Source organism: Poseidonocella sedimentorum, assembly GCF_900116005.1.
Classification (GTDB): domain Bacteria; phylum Pseudomonadota; class Alphaproteobacteria; order Rhodobacterales; family Rhodobacteraceae; genus Poseidonocella; species Poseidonocella sedimentorum.
In genome coordinates, this window is record NZ_FOYI01000004.1 from 110,757 (window position 1) to 127,435 (window position 16,679).

General features: G+C 66.0%; 15 protein-coding genes. 4 read left to right on the top strand and 11 right to left on the bottom strand.

Features of this window, described 5'->3' with window-relative positions:
- Positions 1-8: 8 nt before the first annotated feature.
- Together BM353_RS07505 and BM353_RS07510 are read left to right on the top strand one after the other, a co-directional pair.
- Entirely contained in the window at positions 9-1,025 is a 1,017-nt protein-coding gene (locus BM353_RS07505; protein WP_092078777.1) for a LacI family DNA-binding transcriptional regulator, read from the top strand.
- A gap of 145 nt (positions 1,026-1,170) precedes the next feature.
- Complete coding sequence (locus tag BM353_RS07510) at positions 1,171-1,791, top strand: trimeric intracellular cation channel family protein (protein ID WP_092078779.1); 621 nt, start codon at positions 1,171-1,173, stop codon at positions 1,789-1,791.
- 7 nt (positions 1,792-1,798) lie between these two features.
- On the opposite strand, the gene BM353_RS07515 is transcribed toward BM353_RS07510, so the two are convergent.
- The 5 genes from BM353_RS07515 to BM353_RS07535 all read right to left on the bottom strand — a co-directional run bounded on the left by BM353_RS07515 (position 1,799) and on the right by BM353_RS07535 (position 8,052).
- A complete protein-coding gene (locus BM353_RS07515) occupies positions 1,799-3,397 on the bottom strand; it encodes an ATP-binding cassette domain-containing protein (RefSeq protein ID WP_092078782.1) in 1,599 nt (532 codons plus the stop codon).
- The gene (locus BM353_RS07520; RefSeq protein WP_092078784.1) at positions 3,394-5,076 is read right to left on the bottom strand and encodes an ABC transporter ATP-binding protein/permease; all 1,683 of its coding nucleotides are present in this window, start codon (positions 5,074-5,076) and stop codon (positions 3,394-3,396) included. The genes BM353_RS07515 and BM353_RS07520 overlap by 4 nt, the downstream gene beginning before the upstream one ends.
- A gap of 136 nt (positions 5,077-5,212) precedes the next feature.
- Complete coding sequence (locus BM353_RS07525; protein ID WP_092078786.1) at positions 5,213-6,496, bottom strand: TRAP transporter large permease; 1,284 nt, start codon at positions 6,494-6,496, stop codon at positions 5,213-5,215.
- Between the two features lie 3 nt (positions 6,497-6,499).
- Positions 6,500-7,030 carry a TRAP transporter small permease gene (locus BM353_RS07530; RefSeq protein WP_092078788.1) on the bottom strand — a complete coding sequence of 177 codons (531 nt, stop codon included), beginning with the start codon at positions 7,028-7,030 and terminating at the stop codon, positions 6,500-6,502.
- 92 nt (positions 7,031-7,122) lie between these two features.
- The gene (locus BM353_RS07535; protein WP_245759598.1) at positions 7,123-8,052 is read right to left on the bottom strand and encodes a TRAP transporter substrate-binding protein; all 930 of its coding nucleotides are present in this window, start codon (positions 8,050-8,052) and stop codon (positions 7,123-7,125) included.
- Positions 8,053-8,314: 262 nt separating this feature from the next.
- Between BM353_RS07535 and BM353_RS07540 the strand changes: the two genes are divergently transcribed.
- A complete protein-coding gene (locus tag BM353_RS07540) occupies positions 8,315-8,995 on the top strand; it encodes a GntR family transcriptional regulator (protein WP_177220489.1) in 681 nt (226 codons plus the stop codon).
- 36 nt (positions 8,996-9,031) lie between these two features.
- On the opposite strand, the gene BM353_RS07545 is transcribed toward BM353_RS07540, so the two are convergent.
- The 4 genes from BM353_RS07545 to BM353_RS07560 form a co-directional block, all read right to left on the bottom strand.
- Positions 9,032-10,207, bottom strand: a complete 1,176-nt coding sequence (locus BM353_RS07545) for a cytochrome P450 (RefSeq protein ID WP_092078797.1) — start codon at positions 10,205-10,207, stop codon at positions 9,032-9,034.
- 264 nt (positions 10,208-10,471) lie between these two features.
- Positions 10,472-11,290 (bottom strand): ATP-binding cassette domain-containing protein, encoded by an 819-nt coding sequence (locus tag BM353_RS07550; protein ID WP_092078800.1) that lies wholly within the window; start codon positions 11,288-11,290, stop codon positions 10,472-10,474.
- 1 nt (position 11,291) lies between these two features.
- A complete protein-coding gene (locus BM353_RS07555; protein ID WP_092078803.1) occupies positions 11,292-12,416 on the bottom strand; it encodes an ABC transporter permease in 1,125 nt (374 codons plus the stop codon).
- An 83-nt stretch (positions 12,417-12,499) separates the two neighbouring features.
- Positions 12,500-13,450 carry a sugar ABC transporter substrate-binding protein gene (locus BM353_RS07560; protein WP_092078806.1) on the bottom strand — a complete coding sequence of 317 codons (951 nt, stop codon included), beginning with the start codon at positions 13,448-13,450 and terminating at the stop codon, positions 12,500-12,502.
- A 177-nt stretch (positions 13,451-13,627) separates the two neighbouring features.
- Between BM353_RS07560 and BM353_RS07565 the strand changes: the two genes are divergently transcribed.
- Positions 13,628-14,626, top strand: coding sequence for a LacI family DNA-binding transcriptional regulator (locus BM353_RS07565; RefSeq protein WP_092078808.1), 999 nt, complete (start codon positions 13,628-13,630; stop codon positions 14,624-14,626).
- 2 nt (positions 14,627-14,628) lie between these two features.
- Here the strand turns inward: BM353_RS07565 and BM353_RS07570 are convergent, their stop codons facing one another.
- Positions 14,629-15,762, bottom strand: a complete 1,134-nt coding sequence (locus tag BM353_RS07570; protein WP_092078810.1) for a Gfo/Idh/MocA family protein — start codon at positions 15,760-15,762, stop codon at positions 14,629-14,631.
- Between the two features lie 11 nt (positions 15,763-15,773).
- Entirely contained in the window at positions 15,774-16,667 is an 894-nt protein-coding gene (locus tag BM353_RS07575; RefSeq protein ID WP_092078813.1) for a TIM barrel protein, read from the bottom strand.
- Between the last annotated feature and the right edge of the window lie 12 nt (positions 16,668-16,679).

Sequence of the window (16,679 nt, forward strand, 5' to 3'; positions counted from 1 at the left end):
GGCGCGGTGTGACACAGAAGGTAACGGCGCTCCATATCGCGGACCGGCTGAACGTCTCGCGCTCGACCGTCTCGCGGGCCTTCGACCCGATGTCGCGCATCTCGCCGGATGTGCGCCGCCGGGTGTTGAAACTGGCGCATGAGCTCGGCTATCGCCCGACCACGGCCGCGCGGCTGATGATGCGCGAATATCCCCATGTGATCGCCGTGATCGTGCGCGATGTGACCAACCCGATGCGCGCCGGCATCATGAGCCGGCTGATCCGCGAGTTGGAGCGCGAGGGAAACCTGCCGCTGGTCTTTCAGGTGCCCAACGCCCGCAGCGCCAGCGCGCGGATCGAGGCGATCCTCAGCCACCTGCCCTCCGCGGTGGTCATGACCGGTTTCATGCCCCCCTCCAGCGTTCTCACCCTCTGCTCGCAACGCGGAACGCCGACGGTCATCCTCAATCGCGGTGGCATCCGCGGGCTGGCGGCGAATTTCGTCACCAGCGATCACTACGAAGGCGGGCGTCTCGCGGCGGAGAAACTCGTGGCTCTCGGCTGCCGCAAAATCGCCTTTGTCTCGGGTCAGGGCGGCAACGATCCGGACGCCAGCGAAGAGCGCCTGCGCGGTTTCCTCGCCGGGCTCGAACAGGCCGGAGCGATGGCAATGGCCGCCTATGACGGCGATCACAGCTACGAGGCCGGCCGCCGCGCCGCGCGCGAATTCTTCTCGGCCCGAACCCGCCCCGACGGAATCTTCTGCGGCAACGACCTGATGGCGATGGGGTTCAAGGATACCGCCGAGGAAGAGTTCGCCCTCGCCGCGCCCGAAGATTACCAGCTGATCGGATACGACAACGTCGAGACGGCCAGCTACCTGCCCTACCGGCTCAGCACGATCGCGCAGGACATGACTGCCGTCATCTCGGCCGCGGTGAAGGGAATCAACAGCCTCGTGGCAAACTCCGAGAAATCGATCCGCGTGACCGTCCCCGTCGAATACATCGCGCGCAGCACCACGTCGGAAAGAGAGACGAAATAGCGTGCGATCCTGAGCCGAGGCCCTGCACGTCTCGTCTCCCTGTCGGCGCAAAGACCGCCGATTTGCCTTGCCAGATGGCCCCCCCGCAGTGTCAAAACACCGGGCTGGCCATTTGCCAGGCACTCACAACGGAGAGATCCCGCTCATGACCTTCGTCGATATTCTCGATTTTGCCGGTGTCGCCTTGTTTGCCGCGACGGGGGCTTTGGTGGCCTCGCGCAAGGAACTCGACATCGTGGCCTTCCTGTTCTTCGCCGTCGTGACCGCAACCGGCGGGGGCACGGTGCGCGATCTGATCCTCGACACGCCGGTGTTCTGGCTGGCGGATCATTCCTACGTGCTGATCTCGGTGGCGGTCGCGGTCGGGGTCTACTTCTTCGCCCATCTGATCGAGTATCGTTATGGCACTTTGCTGTGGCTCGACGCTGTCGCCCTGTCCGCATTTTCGGTGCTTGGCGCGGAAAAAGGGCTCATGCTCACCGGCTCTCCGATCGTCGCTGTCCTGTCGGGCACGATGACGGCGGCCCTCGGCGGGATCATCCGCGATGTGATCGCCGGGGAGCCCACGGTCGTCAGCCGCAAGGAGATCTACATCACCGCCGCCGCTCTCGGGGCCGGCGCCTTTACGTTGCTGGTCGGGCTGGGGCTCGGGACGACGCTCGCAGCCCTCATCGGGGTCTGCACGGCCTTCGTGATCCGCGGCGGCGGGTTGGCCTTTGGCTGGAGCCTGCCGCCCTACCGCACGCGCCCCGGCCGGCCGGTTTAGTCGGCGCTCAGCCCGCCAGCCGTACCACACGGTCAAAGATGCCGTGCGCCGCCCCGCGATGCATGACGGCGATGATCAGCGCCTCGGGCAGGGCCGCGCGGATGCCGGTCAGGACCGCCTCGGCGGTCCGCGCGTCGAGGCCTTCTGTCGGCTCGTCAAGCAGCAGGATTTCGGGGGCGCAGAGGAGACCGCGGGCAAGGCAGAGCCGCCTCGCCTGACCACCCGACAGCCCCGCGCCCCCCTCCCCGAGCCGGCTTGATAGTCCGCCGCGCGCCGCGATGTCTTCGGCGAGGGCAACGGCGTGGATCGCGGCGTCGAGCTCGGCGTCGCTGTGATCCCCCGCAAGGCAGAGGTTCTCGCGGATCGTTCCGGCCATGAGCGCGCTGCGCTGCGGCACGGCGGTCACCACGGCCCGGAGCGCCGGTTCCCGCCAATCGCGCGGCGCGGTGCCCTTGATCCGGATGCCCTCACCCTCGATCAGCCCCGAGATCCGCAGCATCAGCGTGGTTTTCCCGATCCCGGACGCGCCGGTGATGGCCAGCGCCGCGCCCGCTGCCAGCTCAAGATCGAGCCCCTGCGTCTCCAGCCGCAGGAGGGGCGCGGCGGCAATCTCGTCTCGCGGCGGCGCGCCTGTGGGAAGCTCAGTTCGTGGGGCGACGCGCGCGGCCGCGCCGACCATGCGCCCCAGCTCGGCGACCCCGCGCCGCAGGGGCAGGACCGCTTCGGCGAGGGCCAGTGCGACGAAGAGCCCTATGACCGCCGTGGCCGGGCCGACCTGCTGCGCCTCAAGGAGCAGCGCACCGGCGAGGAACGCCGCCATGGCCACCACCGCGACGAGGATCGACATGTGGGCCGCCGCCCCGCGCTCGGCCTGATCCAGATGCCGGGCGGCCCGCCGGGCGCGCGCATCGAGATCGCGCAGCGCCGCTTCGCGCTCGGGCAAGGTGGCGGCGAGGATAAGCGCCTCGCGATCCCGGATCATGGCGATGGTGCCTCTGCGCAAGGCCTGTGCGGTCTCTTCGGCGACGGACGAGGGCGCGATGCTCCGCCGGCCGAGACGCAAAAGGATCAGGGCGAGCCCGGGCAGGTAGCCCGCAAGGATGACCCCCGCGACCGGCCCCCCGACGAGCCAGACGAGCGCGAAGAAGACGAGCGCGTGGGTCAGAGCCGCGGCCGCCAGCGGCAGGATCAGCCGCAGGATCACCCCATCGAGCGCGTCCACGTCCGAGATGATGCGGGTCAGGACGCCCTCGGAGCGCAGCCGCGCGAGCGTTTTCGCATCGCTCCGCGCAAAGCCGCGCAACAGGGTCACGCGCAGCGCCGCGAGAGCCCGCAAGGTCGCGTCATGGGTCAGCAGGCGCTCGCCGTAGCGGGAGGCGGCGCGGCCGAGCGCGAGGAAACGCACCCCGGCGGAGGGGCGGAAGACGTCGAAGGCGATGCCGATCCCGACGAGCCCCGCGAGGCCGGTCGCGGTGATGAACCAGCCCGAGAGGCCCAGCAGCGCCGCGCCCATCAGCAGGACCGCGACCGACAGCGCCGCGCCCCGCGCCATGGCCCAAGGGTCTGCGCTCACCAACAGCCGCGCGATGCGAATAAGGGCGCTCATTGGCCAAGCTCCAGCTGCGCGTCCATCGCGGCGGCGAGCGCGGGATCGTGGGTTGCGACGATGATGGTCCGGCCCTCCGCTTGCAGATTGCGCAGCGCGGCGATGATCCGGCCCGCCGTCTCGGCGTCGAGATCCGCGGTCGGCTCATCCGCAAGGATGAGGTCTGCGCCGGTGAAGATGGCGCGGGCGAGCAGCAGTCGACGCGCCTCGCCGCCCGAGACGCCCCCGCCGGTCTCGCCAAGCCGCGCCTCCAGACCGCCGGGCAGCCTGCGCACCACATCGCGCGCATCCGCCAGCGCCAGCGCGGCGGCGGGATCGGCCCCGGTCCCCCGCGTATCGAGCCAGTCGCCCAGCGTTTCATCGGAGAAATGCGGCCGTTGCGGCATCAGGGCGACCCGTTCGCGCCATGCGTCCGCCGTGGTATCGTCCAGCGCCGTGCCGCAGACCGACAGCGCGCCGGAGGCGAGTGGGACCAGACCGGCGAGCGCCGAAAGGGCCGTGCTCTTGCCCGCCCCGCTGGGCCCGGTGAGCGCGAGGCTCTGTCCGGCTCGCAGCGTCAGGTCGGGAAGCGGCACCACCCGGCCCGGAAGCGCGGCACGCGCGGCGCGGGTTTGCACGGATATCGCCCCCGCCAGCGGCACCGCGCGCCGCACCTGCCCCAGAACCGGGCGCCGGTCGGCGGCGTCCAGCGCGTCAAGCTCGGCCACGACGGCAAAGCCCGCGGCGCGGTCGTGCCATGCGGCGGCAAGGTCGCGCAGCGGTTGGAAAAACTCGGGCGCGATGAGCAGCAAAAACAGACCCTGCCCCAGTGTAAGGCCGCCCCCCCAGCCGCCGAATCCGATCTCGCCCAAAAGCGTGAACCCCACGAAAACCGCCACCATCGCAACGCCGAGCGCCGAGAAAAGCTCCAGCACGGTCGAGGACAAAAACGCGACTTTCAGCACCCCCATCGTGGACGCGCGCAAGGCTTCGGCCCGGGCGCTGAAATCCAGCGCGGTGCGATCCGCAGCCCCGAGGAGACGGATGTCGAGCATCGCCGAGAGCCGATCCATCAGCATGTCGTTCATCGTCCCGATTTCGCTCATCTGCCGGCGCGAGGCGTCTTCGGCGGCCATGCCCACCAGCGCCATGAAAACCGGGATGAGCGGACCGGCGATCAGCAGCGTCAGGCCAACGAGCCAGGATTGGGAGGTCGCGAGCAGCAACAGCAGGAGCGGGAGCACCGAGGCGCGCATCATGGCGACGTGGTAGCGGGTGATCCACGGTTGCAGGAGCTGGAGTTTCTGGACGGTGAGCGAGGCGATCCTGGCCGAGCCCGCATCGGTCGGCGCGCGCGCCTCGCGAGTCAGAAGCCGGGCGCGATTGCGTGCGATCGTCTGGTCGGCGGCGTCGAAAAGCAGCGCCCCGGCGCGGTGCTCCAGCCCAGCCCGCAGGGCCGCGCAGAGCACGAAGAGGCCCGCTGTGATCCAGGCGCGCTCGAAGGGTGCCCCCCCTTCGGCCCAGCCCGAGACGGCCCAGGCTATGGCCGCGGCCTGAACGGGCCAGAGCGCGCCGGAGAGGACGGAAAGCCAGCCCGCGATCCGAAGCTCCCGGGCCACGGGGGCCAAAATCCGCGCGCCGATCTGAGACCCGGGCCGCGAACCGGGCCGCTGCGCCGCACCGCTTTCGTCCTTCGCCATGCCTGCTCGACTGTCCGTTCGTTGCCCCACCCTGCGCCGCCGCACCTGCGCCCGGCGCCGCGTCTCTGGAGAGGTTGTCGCACAGACCCGCCCCGGATCACAGAGCCGGAACGCCGCGGCGCCGAAGGCCGCGAGCTTAGCGGATCAGCAGGTTCGGCAGGGTCATCGAGATGGCGGGCACGAAGGTGATGAGCATCAAGGCCACGAGGATCGCGAGGTAGAAGGGCCAGATCGTGCGGACCGCCGTCTCCATCGGCAGCTTGCCGACCGCGCAGCCGACGAAGAGACAGGTCCCGACCGGCGGGGTGCACAGGCCGAGCCCGAGGTTGACCAGCAGGATCATGCCGAATTGCACCGGGTCGATGCCGAGGCTCTGCATCACCGGCAGGAAGATCGGCGTACAGATCAGGATCAGCGCCGCCATGTCCATGATCATGCCGAGCAGCAGCAGCACGCCGTTGATCATCAGCAGGATGAGGATCGGGTTTTCGGTGATGCTGAGCAGGAATTTCACCGTGTTGTCGGGCACGCGGTAGAAGGTCAACATGTAGGCGAAGGCGCCGGCGCAGGCGATCAGGATCGTGACCATCGAGGTGGTCCGCACAGCGGAGACCACGGCGGTCTTGAACTTCTCCCAAGTGAGGCTGCGATAGATGAGCGCGGTGACCACGAGGGCGTACATCGCGCCGAACGCGCCGGATTCGGTCACGGTGAAGATGCCCGAGAGCACACCACCGACGATGATCACTGCCGTGAGCAACCCCGGGATCGCCCCGGCGAAGCTGAGCGCCAGCGCGGTCCAGCCGGGAAAGCGCTCGGCGCGGTAGCCGCGTTTGACCGCGACGATATAAGCCGCGACGGCGAGGCACAGGCACATCAGGATGCCTGGCACGACACCGGCGAGAAACAGCTTGGAGATCGACACCGCGCCGCCGGTGGCCAGCGCGAAGATGATCATGTTGTGGCTCGGGGGGATGATGATCCCGGCGATGGAGGATGTGACCGTGACGTTGACCGCGTAGTCGGCGTCATAGCCCTTGTCCTTCATCACCGGCACGAGGATCGAGCCAAGCGCCGAGATGTCGGCGATCGCCGAGCCCGAGATGCCACCGAAGAGCATCGAGGAGAAGACGTTGACGATCCCCAGCCCGCCGCGCACGGCCCCGACCGCGGCCTGGGCGAAGCGGACCAGCCGCTGGGCGATGCCGCCGTGGAACATCAATTCGCCCGCGAAGATGAAGAACGGGATCGCCATGAAGGAATAGACGTTGATCCCCGCGACGATGCGCTGGAACCCGACGAAGAGCGGCAGGCCCTCGTGCCAGAAGGCGGCGATGGCGGCGAGCCCGAGGGCGAAGGCCACCGGAACGCCGATGATCACACAACCGGCGAACGCGCCCATGAGAAGAAGAAAGCCCATGATTTATCCCTGTTCGAACGTGTCTTGGCGCGTGTCGCGCCCGAGCAGCACCCGGATGAGGTGGCCTGCGGAAAACAGAAAGAGCAGCACGCCCGCGATGGTCATCGGCAAGGAGCGGAGCCCCTCGGACCATTGGATCAGCGGGATCAGGGCCTTCCATTTGAATAAGGTGAGCTCCCAGCCGTACCAGAACATCAGCGCCCCGAAGATCAGCATCAGCAGATCCGACAGGATCACCATGCCAAGCCGTACCGGCGCGGGCACCATGTTGCGAAAAATTATGACCGAGAGGTGGGTATGCTCGCGGACCCCGACGGCGGCGCCGAAAAAGGCGATGACCATCACCAGCAGCAACGAGACCTGTTCCACCCAGGTGGGCGTGTCGTTGAGCACGTAGCGGCCGAAGACGAGCCAGGCGAAGATGCCGGTCATGACGACGAGCGCGGTTCCGGCGATGATCTGGCAGAGCCGGGCGATGAGGTCATAGCACTGATCCATCACCCGCAGGAACACGGGAAGTTCGGGGTCTTGCATTGTGTCACACTGATGGCTGGGGGATGGCCCGGCGCCGGTGGGTCGGCGCCGGGCGAAGGATGCGCAGCCGGGGCGCGATCAATCCGTGGACATCAGTCCGTGGATTGGGCGATCTCGACCAGCTTGGCCATCTCGGGATTGGCGGCGAGATAGTCGTTGTAGACCGAGGCCATCGCGTCCTGGAACGGGGTCTTGTCCGCGATCTCGGTCACGACGATCCCGGCGGCCTCCACCTCCGAGCGGGCTTTTTCGGACCCGACGGCCCAGAGCTCGCGCTGATAGAGCGCGGCCTCTTCCGCCGCGGCGCGCACGGCCGACTGCATCTCATCGGACAAAGCGTTGAACTTGGTGGTGTTGACGCAGATGCACTCGGGGATGATCAGGTGCTCGGAGAGCGAATAGTGGCTCGCGACCTCGTAGTGGCCCACGCTGCGGAAGGACGGGAAGTTGTTTTCCGCCCCATCCACGACGCCGGTCTTGAGCGCCTGTTGCACCTCGCCGAAGGCCATCGGCGACGGGTTGCCGCCCATCGCGGAGATCATCGCGGTGTAGAGATCGTTGTTCATCACGCGGATCTTGAGCCCCTCGACGTCGGCCGGAGTCTCGATCGGCTTTTGCGCATAGAAGGAGCGCGCGCCGGCGTCGACCCATGCGATCGGCAGGATGCCCGCCTCGCCCATGGCCTCCGCCATGATCCCGCCCGCTTCGCCGTCGAGCACACGGAACATGTGCGGCACGCTCTTGAAGATGAACGGCAGCGAGACGAGGTTCGCCTCGTTCACGATCTGGCCGATGGGACCGAGGTTGAAATTGCCGATGTCGATCGCGCCGATCCGCACCTGTTCGATGGCGTCGGGCTGCGAGCCGAGAACGCCGCCGTGGAAGACATCCACGGTGATCTCGCCGCCGGTCTTCTCGGCCACAAGCTCGGCAAAGCGATCCATCGCGGCGGTGTTGGGGTGGCCGTCGTTGTGAATGTTCCAGGCGCGCCAGGTGTCGGCCATGGCCCCGGATCCGAGCATGGCAACAGTGGCTGCGCCGACACAGAATGTCGTCAGTTTCTTAAGCATCATTTCCTCCCTATGCAGTCATGATCGGCAGGGCCCTCCCGGGCAACAAGCACCTTGACTACAGGTTATTGGTGACTAGTATCCCAACAAAGTCAACAGAAATTTCTTCGCTCCGATCCGGACACGAAGGGCCATGTTGGCCGCTCGATCGTGCACTCCGCCGCAAACCGGTTTATCCAGAGCGCCGATCAAAATGCCGAAGAGGAGGGACGCGATGCTCGAAGCTGCAGACCAGATCGCGCCGCGCACCACGACCGACATGGTCTTCGATGCGCTGCACGAGCAGATCCAGACGCTGAAGATCCTGCCGGGGACGCGCATTTCCGAAGCCGAAGTGGCCGCAAATCTCGGCGTGTCGCGCCAACCCGTGCGCGATGCGTTCAACCGGCTCAGCAACCTGCAACTCCTGCGGATCAGGCCGCAGCGGGCGACGGTCGTCAGCGGCTTCTCCATGCCCGAAATCAAGAACGTCCGGTTCATCCGGCTGGCCATCGAGTTGGAGATTGCGCGGCTGGCCTGCGCCAACTGGACGCCGGAGCATCACCAGAAGCTGGAGGCCAACATCGAGCGCCAGCGCGCCGCCATCGCGGCGATCCAGATCGACCGGTTCCACAAGCTCGACTACGAATTCCACCAGATGATCTGCACCCTTGCCGGCCATCCGCTCGCCTTCAAGACACTCATGCAATGCAAGCAGAAGGTGGAGCGGCTGTGCATGCTCAGCCTCGCGCGGGAGGACGAAGTCTCAGCGGTTCTTGTCGATCATCAGGACATCGCAGCGGCGCTCGCGGAGGGCTCGGCGGAGAAAGTCGAAAAGGTCTTCCGCCGCCATCTGGGCCGTCTGGACGAGGCGATCATCGAGATCCACGAGAAGCATTCGGAGTATTTCGACTAGCCCCTCCCGGATGGCGCCAGAAGGGCACGCCGCGCTTCAGTTGAGCCGCACCGGCAGGTTGAGCGGCCCGCGAAAGCCAAAGCCCTTCCAGACCACGCTCGCCGGATCGACCAGCTCCATGTCGGGGAAGCGCTCGAAGATCAGCGGCAACAGGATCTTGCCCACCATCAGCCGCGCCATATGCGTGCCCATGCAATGGTGCGGGCCGCTGCCGAAACTCTGGTGGATGTTGCGCTCGCGGAAGACGTTGAAGGTCTCGGGGGCGTCGAAGCGCTCTTCGTCGTGGTTGGCGGAGGCCTGAATCGTCATGACGACCTCGCCCCTGGGGATCGTGATTCCGCGGATTTCGGTGTCCTCCATGACGAGCCGTGAGCTGGCCTGGATCGGCGCGACCCAGCGGACCCCCTCTTCGAAGGCCTTGCCCCACTCGCCGGACACCTTCAGCGCCACCAGCTGCTCCGGGGCCTGCAGCAGCCCGAAGAGGATCGTCAGCATTGCATCGCGCGGCTCGTTGATGCCGCCGCCGATGGCGATCTTGATATTGGCGAGGATCTGGCTCCAGGCGATGGGATCTTCGGCATTGACCATCACCGAGAGCGCCGATTGATCCGGATCGGCCCGCAGGCGCTCTGCATTGGCCGCGATACAGGCGTTCATCTCGACATTGGCCGCCGCCACCCGCTCGAACGGCTCATCGAACCAGCCGAAATTCCCTGCCCCGTCGATCAGCGCCTGCGACCAATGCTGCATCTGGGTGTCGGTCGCGTCGGGAATGCCGAGCACCTCGGCGAGGATCCGCGCCGAAAGCGGGCCGGCCAGAGCCGGGAACAAGTCCACCACCTCGCCGCGCGGCAGGCGGTCGAGATAGGCATGGGCATGGGCCTCATAGGCGGGCGACCAGATCCCCTTGAGGTTCCGCGCCGAAAAGCTCGGCGTCATCGCCAGACGTTCGCGCATGTGCTCTTCGCCATCCTTGCGCATCAGCGTATGCGCCTCGAAGGCCTTTTCCATCGGGGTCGAGGGATCGTTGGAGCTGAACAGCGCGGGGTTGTCCTTCACCATGCGGCAATCCTCGGCCTTGGTAAGCAAGGTCCGCTTGACCGCCTCGACCCGCAGCACCGGCCGCTCGGCGCGCAGCCGCTTGTAGACCGGATAGGGATCGTCGGTCAGCTGCTGGATGGTGATCTCTGTGTCGATGGGGGCAAAGGGCATGGCTGCGCTCCTGTCTTTCGGTCCGGCCCTTCGGTGCAGAGGAGTTCCGCCCTCGCAGGGATGTGCCGCAGTCATACCGGTCGGCAGCGGAAAAGCGCAACTGCGCCTTGGCGGGACAGGATCCAGTCCATTCGGGCTCAAGGTCGAGCTCGGGAATGGGGTGCGCGCGGTGCGGCTTGGGCTGGCCGCGGAACGGGCTCGGGCAAGTAGCTTCCCCGAGGCCCACGCGGGGGGCCTCGGGACTTTTACCAGGTCAGGCCGCTCTTAGACAGTGCCGCCCAGCGATCCTTCGAGCTGCGCAAGCTCCTGCCCACCGGCCATGAGGTCCTGCAGCTCCTCGGGCGAGATCTCGCCGCGCGTCGCCGTCCCCAGGGTCTGCCCGCGATTGAGCACGGTGAACCGGTCGCCCACGGCCAGCGCATGGCGCACATTGTGGCTGATGAAGACGACGCCAATCCCCTGCTTGCGGACCCGGTCGATCGTGGCCAGTACGTTCGACGTCTGGCGCACGCCAAGCGCCGAGGTTGGCTCGTCCAGGATCAGGATCTTGGCGCCGAAATGAACCGCCCGGGCAATCGCGACGGTCTGTCGCTCGCCGCCCGAAAGCGTGCCGACCGCCTGATCGGGCCCGCGCAGGTTGATGCCCATCTTGCGCATCTCCTCCATGGTCACCTCGTCGGCCTTCTTCTTGTCGAAAAAGCTGATCCCCGCCACCTTCTTCTCGGGCTCGTTGCCCATGAAGAAGTTGCGGCTGACGCTCATCAACGGGATCATCGCAAGGTGCTGGTGCACCGTGGCAATCCCGGCCTCGATCGCATCGCGCGGATCTTCGAAGCGCATCGGCTTGCCTTCGAAAAAGATCTCGCCCGCGGTCGGCTTGTGAACGCCCGACATCGTCTTGATGAAGGTCGACTTGCCGGCGCCATTGTCGCCCAGAAGGCAGTGACACTCGCCGGGCCGCACATCGAAGCTCACACCGGCCAGCGCGATCACGCGGCCGAAATGCTTTTCGATGTTCCTCATCTCGATGATCGGCGCGGCACTGGCCGTCTCGCCGTGGTGGAATGTGCTGTCCTGAGCCATATCAACGCTCCCCGGTGATGATGCGGCGGATGTAGGTGTTCAGGATCACGGCCCCCAGCAGGATCACCCCCAGGAACACCCGGAAGAGCGAGCTTTCGACCCCGGCAAAGAACAACCCCTGTTGCACGACACCGAAGATCAGCGCGCCGAGCGCCGCCCCGAGGACCGAGCCGTAGCCGCCCGTCAGGAGCGCGCCGCCGATGACCACCGCGATGATCGCCTCGAACTCCTTGAGCAGCCCCCGGTCCGCGCCGGCGGAGCCGAACTCCATGACCTGACAGACAGCGAAAACCGTCGCGCAGAAGGCCGTGAACATGAACATGAGGATCTTGACCCGATTGACCGGGACGCCGGAATTGCGCGCGGCTTCCGCGTCGCCCCCGGCGGCGAAGATCCAGTTGCCGAACTTGGTCTTGGTCAGCAGCACATGGCCGAAGATGACCAGCACAATGGCCCAGACGATCAGCATCGGGACGCCGTCAACGACCGGTTGACCCTGTTTGGTGCCGCGCTCGAACGTGGCGATGATGCCCGCATCCCCGAGCCAGGTGAAGACACCCTGCAGGATCTTGCCGCCGAAAATCGGGGCGAGCCAGTCGCCTTCGGCCACGTCGAGGATGCCGCCGATGATCGTCTTGCGCTCGATCACCTGGGGCAGGAAGATCGTGAAGCCGCGCAGGATGAACAGGAAGGCCAGCGTCACGATGAAGCTGGGAAGCCCGGTGCGGATGACGATCCAGCCGTTGAACGCGCCGATGGCCGTGCAGAGCACGAAGGTCGTCATGATGGCGAGCCAGACCGGCCAGCCGTATGTGACCGAGAAAATCGCGATCATCATGCCTGCGAACCCGATCATCGAGCCCACGGAAAGGTCGAACTCGCCAGCGATCATCAGCAGACACGCGCCAACCGCGATGATCATGAATTGCGCCGAAACGATCGACCAGTTCATGACGCCTTGGCTGTTGAACATCCCGCTGTCGAAAGCGAATAGCAAAAAGAACGTGAACACGGCGACGGTTCCGACGATGCCACCCAGCTCGGGGCGGATCATCGCGTTTCGAAACGCGGAAATATCCTTGATGCGTTCGTCGGAAGCGGCCGTGGGTTGGGTCGCGTTTGTCATGCGACATCTCCCCAATGACTTGGTTTTCAGGAACGAGGGTGGGGGAAGGGCGCCGCCGGGGCGGCCCCCTTCCGAGGTGAGAATTAGCGGTATTCGCCCGCGAATTGCTCGATCTTTTCAAGGCCGTCGGCGGTCACGAAGCCGGGGCCGGAGTTGATGTTGTTGCCCGGCAGGACGCCGTAGCGGTGGTAGTTCGTCATGACCACAACCGGAAGGTAGGCCTGGAGGAAGGGCTGCTGGTCGATGCCCCACTGGATGACGCCGTTCTTGATGCCCTCGACGATCTCGCCGCCAAGGTCGAAGGTGCCGAAGTAGATGTCGCCGGCCATGCCGTTTTCTTCCAGCGCCAGCAGCGTCGGATCGGCCGAGGTCGGCCCGAGGGTCAGCACGGCGTCGGTGTCGGGGTTGGCCGAGAGATAGGCCAGAACGCGGTTCTTGATCTCGCCCGGATCTTGCCCGGCATCGATCATCTGGTTGCCAAGCTCGACGCCCAGACCGTCCGCGAACCCCTGGCAGCGTTCCTGCGAGGAGGGCTGCACGATGTAGTGGTTCACACAGAGGAACGATTCGATGCCATCGCCCTTGGCGCGCAGGCCAGCGGCATAGCCCGCGTCGTATTCCGGCTGGCCGACATACATCAGAGCGCCGATTTCGCGGGCCTTTTCGGGCGAGCCGGTGTTCATGATGATGACGTCGATGCCGCTGTCGATCGCGTTGCGGATCGGGCCTTCGAGGATGTCCGGGTCCGCCAGCGTGGTGATGATGCCGTGCGGGCCGGAGGCCGCGGCCTGATCGATGATGCGCGCCATGTCAGCAAGGTCGCCGGTCGGCGGGTTGCGATACTCGACCTCGACGCCCATCTGCTCGCCTGCCAGCGCGATGCCGTTCTTGATGGTGTTCCACCAGCTGTCGCTGTCCGGAGCGTGGCTGACGAGAACGTATTTCTCACCTTCGGCAGACGCGCCCGTGGCCGCGACCAGCGGCACCGCGGCAACCGCCGTGGCCAGAGCGAGTTTCGTGATGATCGATTTCATGGCTTCCTCCCTGAAGTCCCGATTTTAGAGACGGACCGAACCCGCCTCTCGTCACCTAACGTAACAGCAAGTCAGATTTGTTGCAACCGGTTGCATATTATTTCTGGCGAATCTGCTTTTCCGCCGGCAGAATTGGGATAAGATATCGAAAACACAGTGGAGTACGGGTGCATCTTGATGGCGGTGACATTGAAAGAGGTTGCGGAAAGAGCCGGAGTTTCGCGCTCTGCGGTGTCCCGGACCTTTACCGATGGCGCCTCGGTCTCTGAGGCGATGCGGCGCAAGGTCGAAAAGGCCGCGCGCGAGCTGGGCTACAGCCCCAACGCACTCGCCTCGTCGCTCACCACCGGCCGGACCAAGCTGATCGGGCTGGTGTCGAACAACTTCCACAACCCGATTTTCCTTGAGGTCTTCGACCTTTTCACGCGCGGGCTTCAGGACCGGGAGCTGCGGCCCCTGCTCGTCAACCTGTCGGAGGAGACCGACCCCGAAGCCTCCGTCCGGATGCTGCGGCAATATTCGGTCGACGGGGTGATCGTTGCCTCCTCGACCTTGCCGCCCGGGTTCGCCAAGGCGTTTCGCGATGCGGGCGTGCCCGTCGTGCATGCCTTTGGCCGCTATTCCTCGGCGCCCGAAGTGCATGTTGTGGGGATCGACAACCGCGAAGCCGGGCGCCTGGCTGCGCGGACACTGGTCGCGCGGGGCTATTCCCACGTCGGCTTCATGGGCGGCCCGGAATCCGCCACCTCGACTCAGGACCGCTACACCGGGTTCGTGTCGGAACTCGCGGCCTACCCGAAGATCAAGGTCTCCTACTCTTTTGCCGGCGCCTATTCCTTCGATGCCGGGCGGAGCGAGATGCTGCGCCTGCTCAAGGGCCAGCCGGCAGAGGCCTATTTCGGCGGTGACGATGTTCTGTCGATCGGCGCGCTCTCGGCGATCCGCGACAGCGGGCTGGATTGCCCGGGCGATGTCGGGATCCTGGGGCTGAATGACATGGAAATGGCCGGCTGGGCGAACATCGATCTGACGACCATTCACCAGCCCATTCGCCAGATCGTGACCTCCTCCATCGAGTTGATGGCGGCCACGCTGGAAGACCGGGACCGCTACCCGGAGGCGCGCATCTTCTCCTGCACGGTGGTGGAGCGGGGCACCCTGCGCCCCGCTCCCTAGAGTCAGCGGAACATCGGCGGGCGCGCGTCCATCCACGCGCCGCTCTGCTTGGCCGAGGCCACCGCGGTATGCACCGCCGCCATCGACCGCACGCCCGCCTCCGCGCCGGGCAATCCGTCCCGGGTCTCGCCCGCAATCGCATCGGCAAGATCGCAGTAGATGTTGGCCACTGCCAGCGGGAAGCCTTCAGGGTGCGCGATCGACACGCGGCTGAGCCGCTGCGCCTCCGCATGCAACCCGCCCTCGCCCTTCTCGATGATCTGGGTGCGGCCGCCGACGGGCGTGTAGATCAGCTGGTTAGGCTGCTCCGATGCCCAGCGAAGGCCCCCGGTCTCGCCGAAGATCTGGATGTCGAACCCGTGCTGCCGCCCGATCGCGACGGATGAGGTCCAGAGCCGCCCGACCGTGCCGCCCGCCATGCGGAAATTGACCATCGCGTCATCTTCCAGCTCGCGCGAGGGGATGGTCGAGGCAAAATCGGCCGAGAGCGTTTCCACCTCGTCGTCGCAGACGAAGCTCGCCATGTGCAGCGCGTGGATGCCGCAATCGGCGAACTGGCCCGAGACCCCCGCCATCTTGGGATCATAGCGCCAGCGCACGCGGGGGTTATCCGCATCGGTGGCGTCGCCGTGGTGGCCGTGGCTGAAGTTGGTGACAACCAGCCGGACTTTGCCGATCTCGCCGGCGCGCACCATCGCCCGCGCCTGGCGCACCATCGGATAGGCGGAATAGCAGTAGTTCACCGCGCAGATCTTGCCGGATGCCTCGGCCACGCGGACGATCTCCTCGCCCTCTTCGACCGTCATGGTCATCGGCTTTTCGCACAACACGTTGAAACCCGCTTCGAGAAAGGCTTTGGCGATCTCGAAATGGGTGGCGTTGGGCGTGGCCACCGTCACCAGATCGATCCGATCGTCGCGCCCCTTTTCACCCGCCAGCATCTCTGTCCAGTCGCCATAGGCCCGGTCGGCCGCGATCCCCAGCCGCTGCGCATAGGCGCGGCCCTCTTCGGGCCGGTGATCCAGCGCGCCGGCGGCAAAGTTGAAACGGCCGTCGGCCTGTGCGCCGAGCCGGTGGGCGGGCCCGATCTGGCTGCCTTCGCCGCCGCCGATCATGCCCCAGTTCAGTTTGCTCATCTTCTGTCTCCTCAGACGAAACCGATGGATTCGAGGTATTCGCGGTTCTTGCGCGCGTCGCCCAACGTGTCGGGGTCGAGCGTCGGATCGCAATCCTGCTCGACCGTGCACCACCCTGTGAAACCGGCATCAAGCAGGACCTGGCGCACGGCGGGAAAGTCCACATCGCCCTCGCCGAGATTGCAGAAGATCCCCTGACCGCAGGCATCGTAAAATCCGGTGCGGCTTTCGATCACCCGAGCCTTCACCTTGGGATCTATGTCCTTGAAATGCATGTATGAAATTCGCGAGATGTGCTTTTTCATGAAGGCCACCGGGTCAAAGCCGGCATAGGAATGGTGGCCGGTGTCAAAGCAGATCTTGAGGATCTTCTCGTCCACCTCGTCCAGCAGGCGTTCGAGCTCCGGCTCGAAATCCATGAAGCCCGCCGCATGGGCGTGGATGCCGACAGTCAGCCCGTACTCTTCGGCGCCGATCCGCGCGCTTTCCGCGATCCGGTCGCGATAGGCGGCCCATTCTGCGCTGTCCATCTGCTCGGCCTCGCCGGCGCGGCCCGCGGTGGGCGCACGGCGCGGCGAGATCGAATCGATCAGGACCATATGCTCGGCGCCATGCGCCTTGAGCGCCTTCGCGGTACGATGGGTGGCGTCGAGAACATCTTCCCAGGCCGCCGGATCGTGATAGGGGCGAAAGACGACGCCGCCGATCAGCTCCAATCCGTGCGCCTCCAGCCCATCGCGCAGCATTGCGGGATCTTCGGGCATGAAGCCGACGGGGCCAAGCTCGATCCCCGTGTAGCCCGCCTCGGCGCATTCCTTGAGGACATGCTGCCAGGTCGGGTTGCGTTTGTCGTCTGCGAACTCGACGCCCCAGGAACAGGGAGCGTTGCCAATTCTGATCGTCATTGCGTGATGTCT

Coding starts and splice junctions, on each gene's coding strand:
- BM353_RS07510 (WP_092078779.1), top strand. CDS start 1,171: ATGACCTTCGTCGATATTCTCGATTTTGCCGGTGTCGCCTTGTTTGCC.
- BM353_RS07515 (WP_092078782.1), bottom strand. CDS start 3,397: ATGAGCGCCCTTATTCGCATCGCGCGGCTGTTGGTGAGCGCAGACCCT.
- BM353_RS07520 (WP_092078784.1), bottom strand. CDS start 5,076: ATGGCGAAGGACGAAAGCGGTGCGGCGCAGCGGCCCGGTTCGCGGCCC.
- BM353_RS07525 (WP_092078786.1), bottom strand. CDS start 6,496: ATGGGCTTTCTTCTTCTCATGGGCGCGTTCGCCGGTTGTGTGATCATC.
- BM353_RS07530 (WP_092078788.1), bottom strand. CDS start 7,030: ATGCAAGACCCCGAACTTCCCGTGTTCCTGCGGGTGATGGATCAGTGC.
- BM353_RS07535 (WP_245759598.1), bottom strand. CDS start 8,052: ATGCTCGGATCCGGGGCCATGGCCGACACCTGGCGCGCCTGGAACATT.
- BM353_RS07540 (WP_177220489.1), top strand. CDS start 8,315: ATGCTCGAAGCTGCAGACCAGATCGCGCCGCGCACCACGACCGACATG.
- BM353_RS07545 (WP_092078797.1), bottom strand. CDS start 10,207: ATGCCCTTTGCCCCCATCGACACAGAGATCACCATCCAGCAGCTGACC.
- BM353_RS07550 (WP_092078800.1), bottom strand. CDS start 11,290: ATGGCTCAGGACAGCACATTCCACCACGGCGAGACGGCCAGTGCCGCG.
- BM353_RS07555 (WP_092078803.1), bottom strand. CDS start 12,416: ATGACAAACGCGACCCAACCCACGGCCGCTTCCGACGAACGCATCAAG.
- BM353_RS07560 (WP_092078806.1), bottom strand. CDS start 13,450: ATGAAATCGATCATCACGAAACTCGCTCTGGCCACGGCGGTTGCCGCG.
- BM353_RS07565 (WP_092078808.1), top strand. CDS start 13,628: ATGGCGGTGACATTGAAAGAGGTTGCGGAAAGAGCCGGAGTTTCGCGC.
- BM353_RS07570 (WP_092078810.1), bottom strand. CDS start 15,762: ATGAGCAAACTGAACTGGGGCATGATCGGCGGCGGCGAAGGCAGCCAG.
- BM353_RS07575 (WP_092078813.1), bottom strand. CDS start 16,667: ATGACGATCAGAATTGGCAACGCTCCCTGTTCCTGGGGCGTCGAGTTC.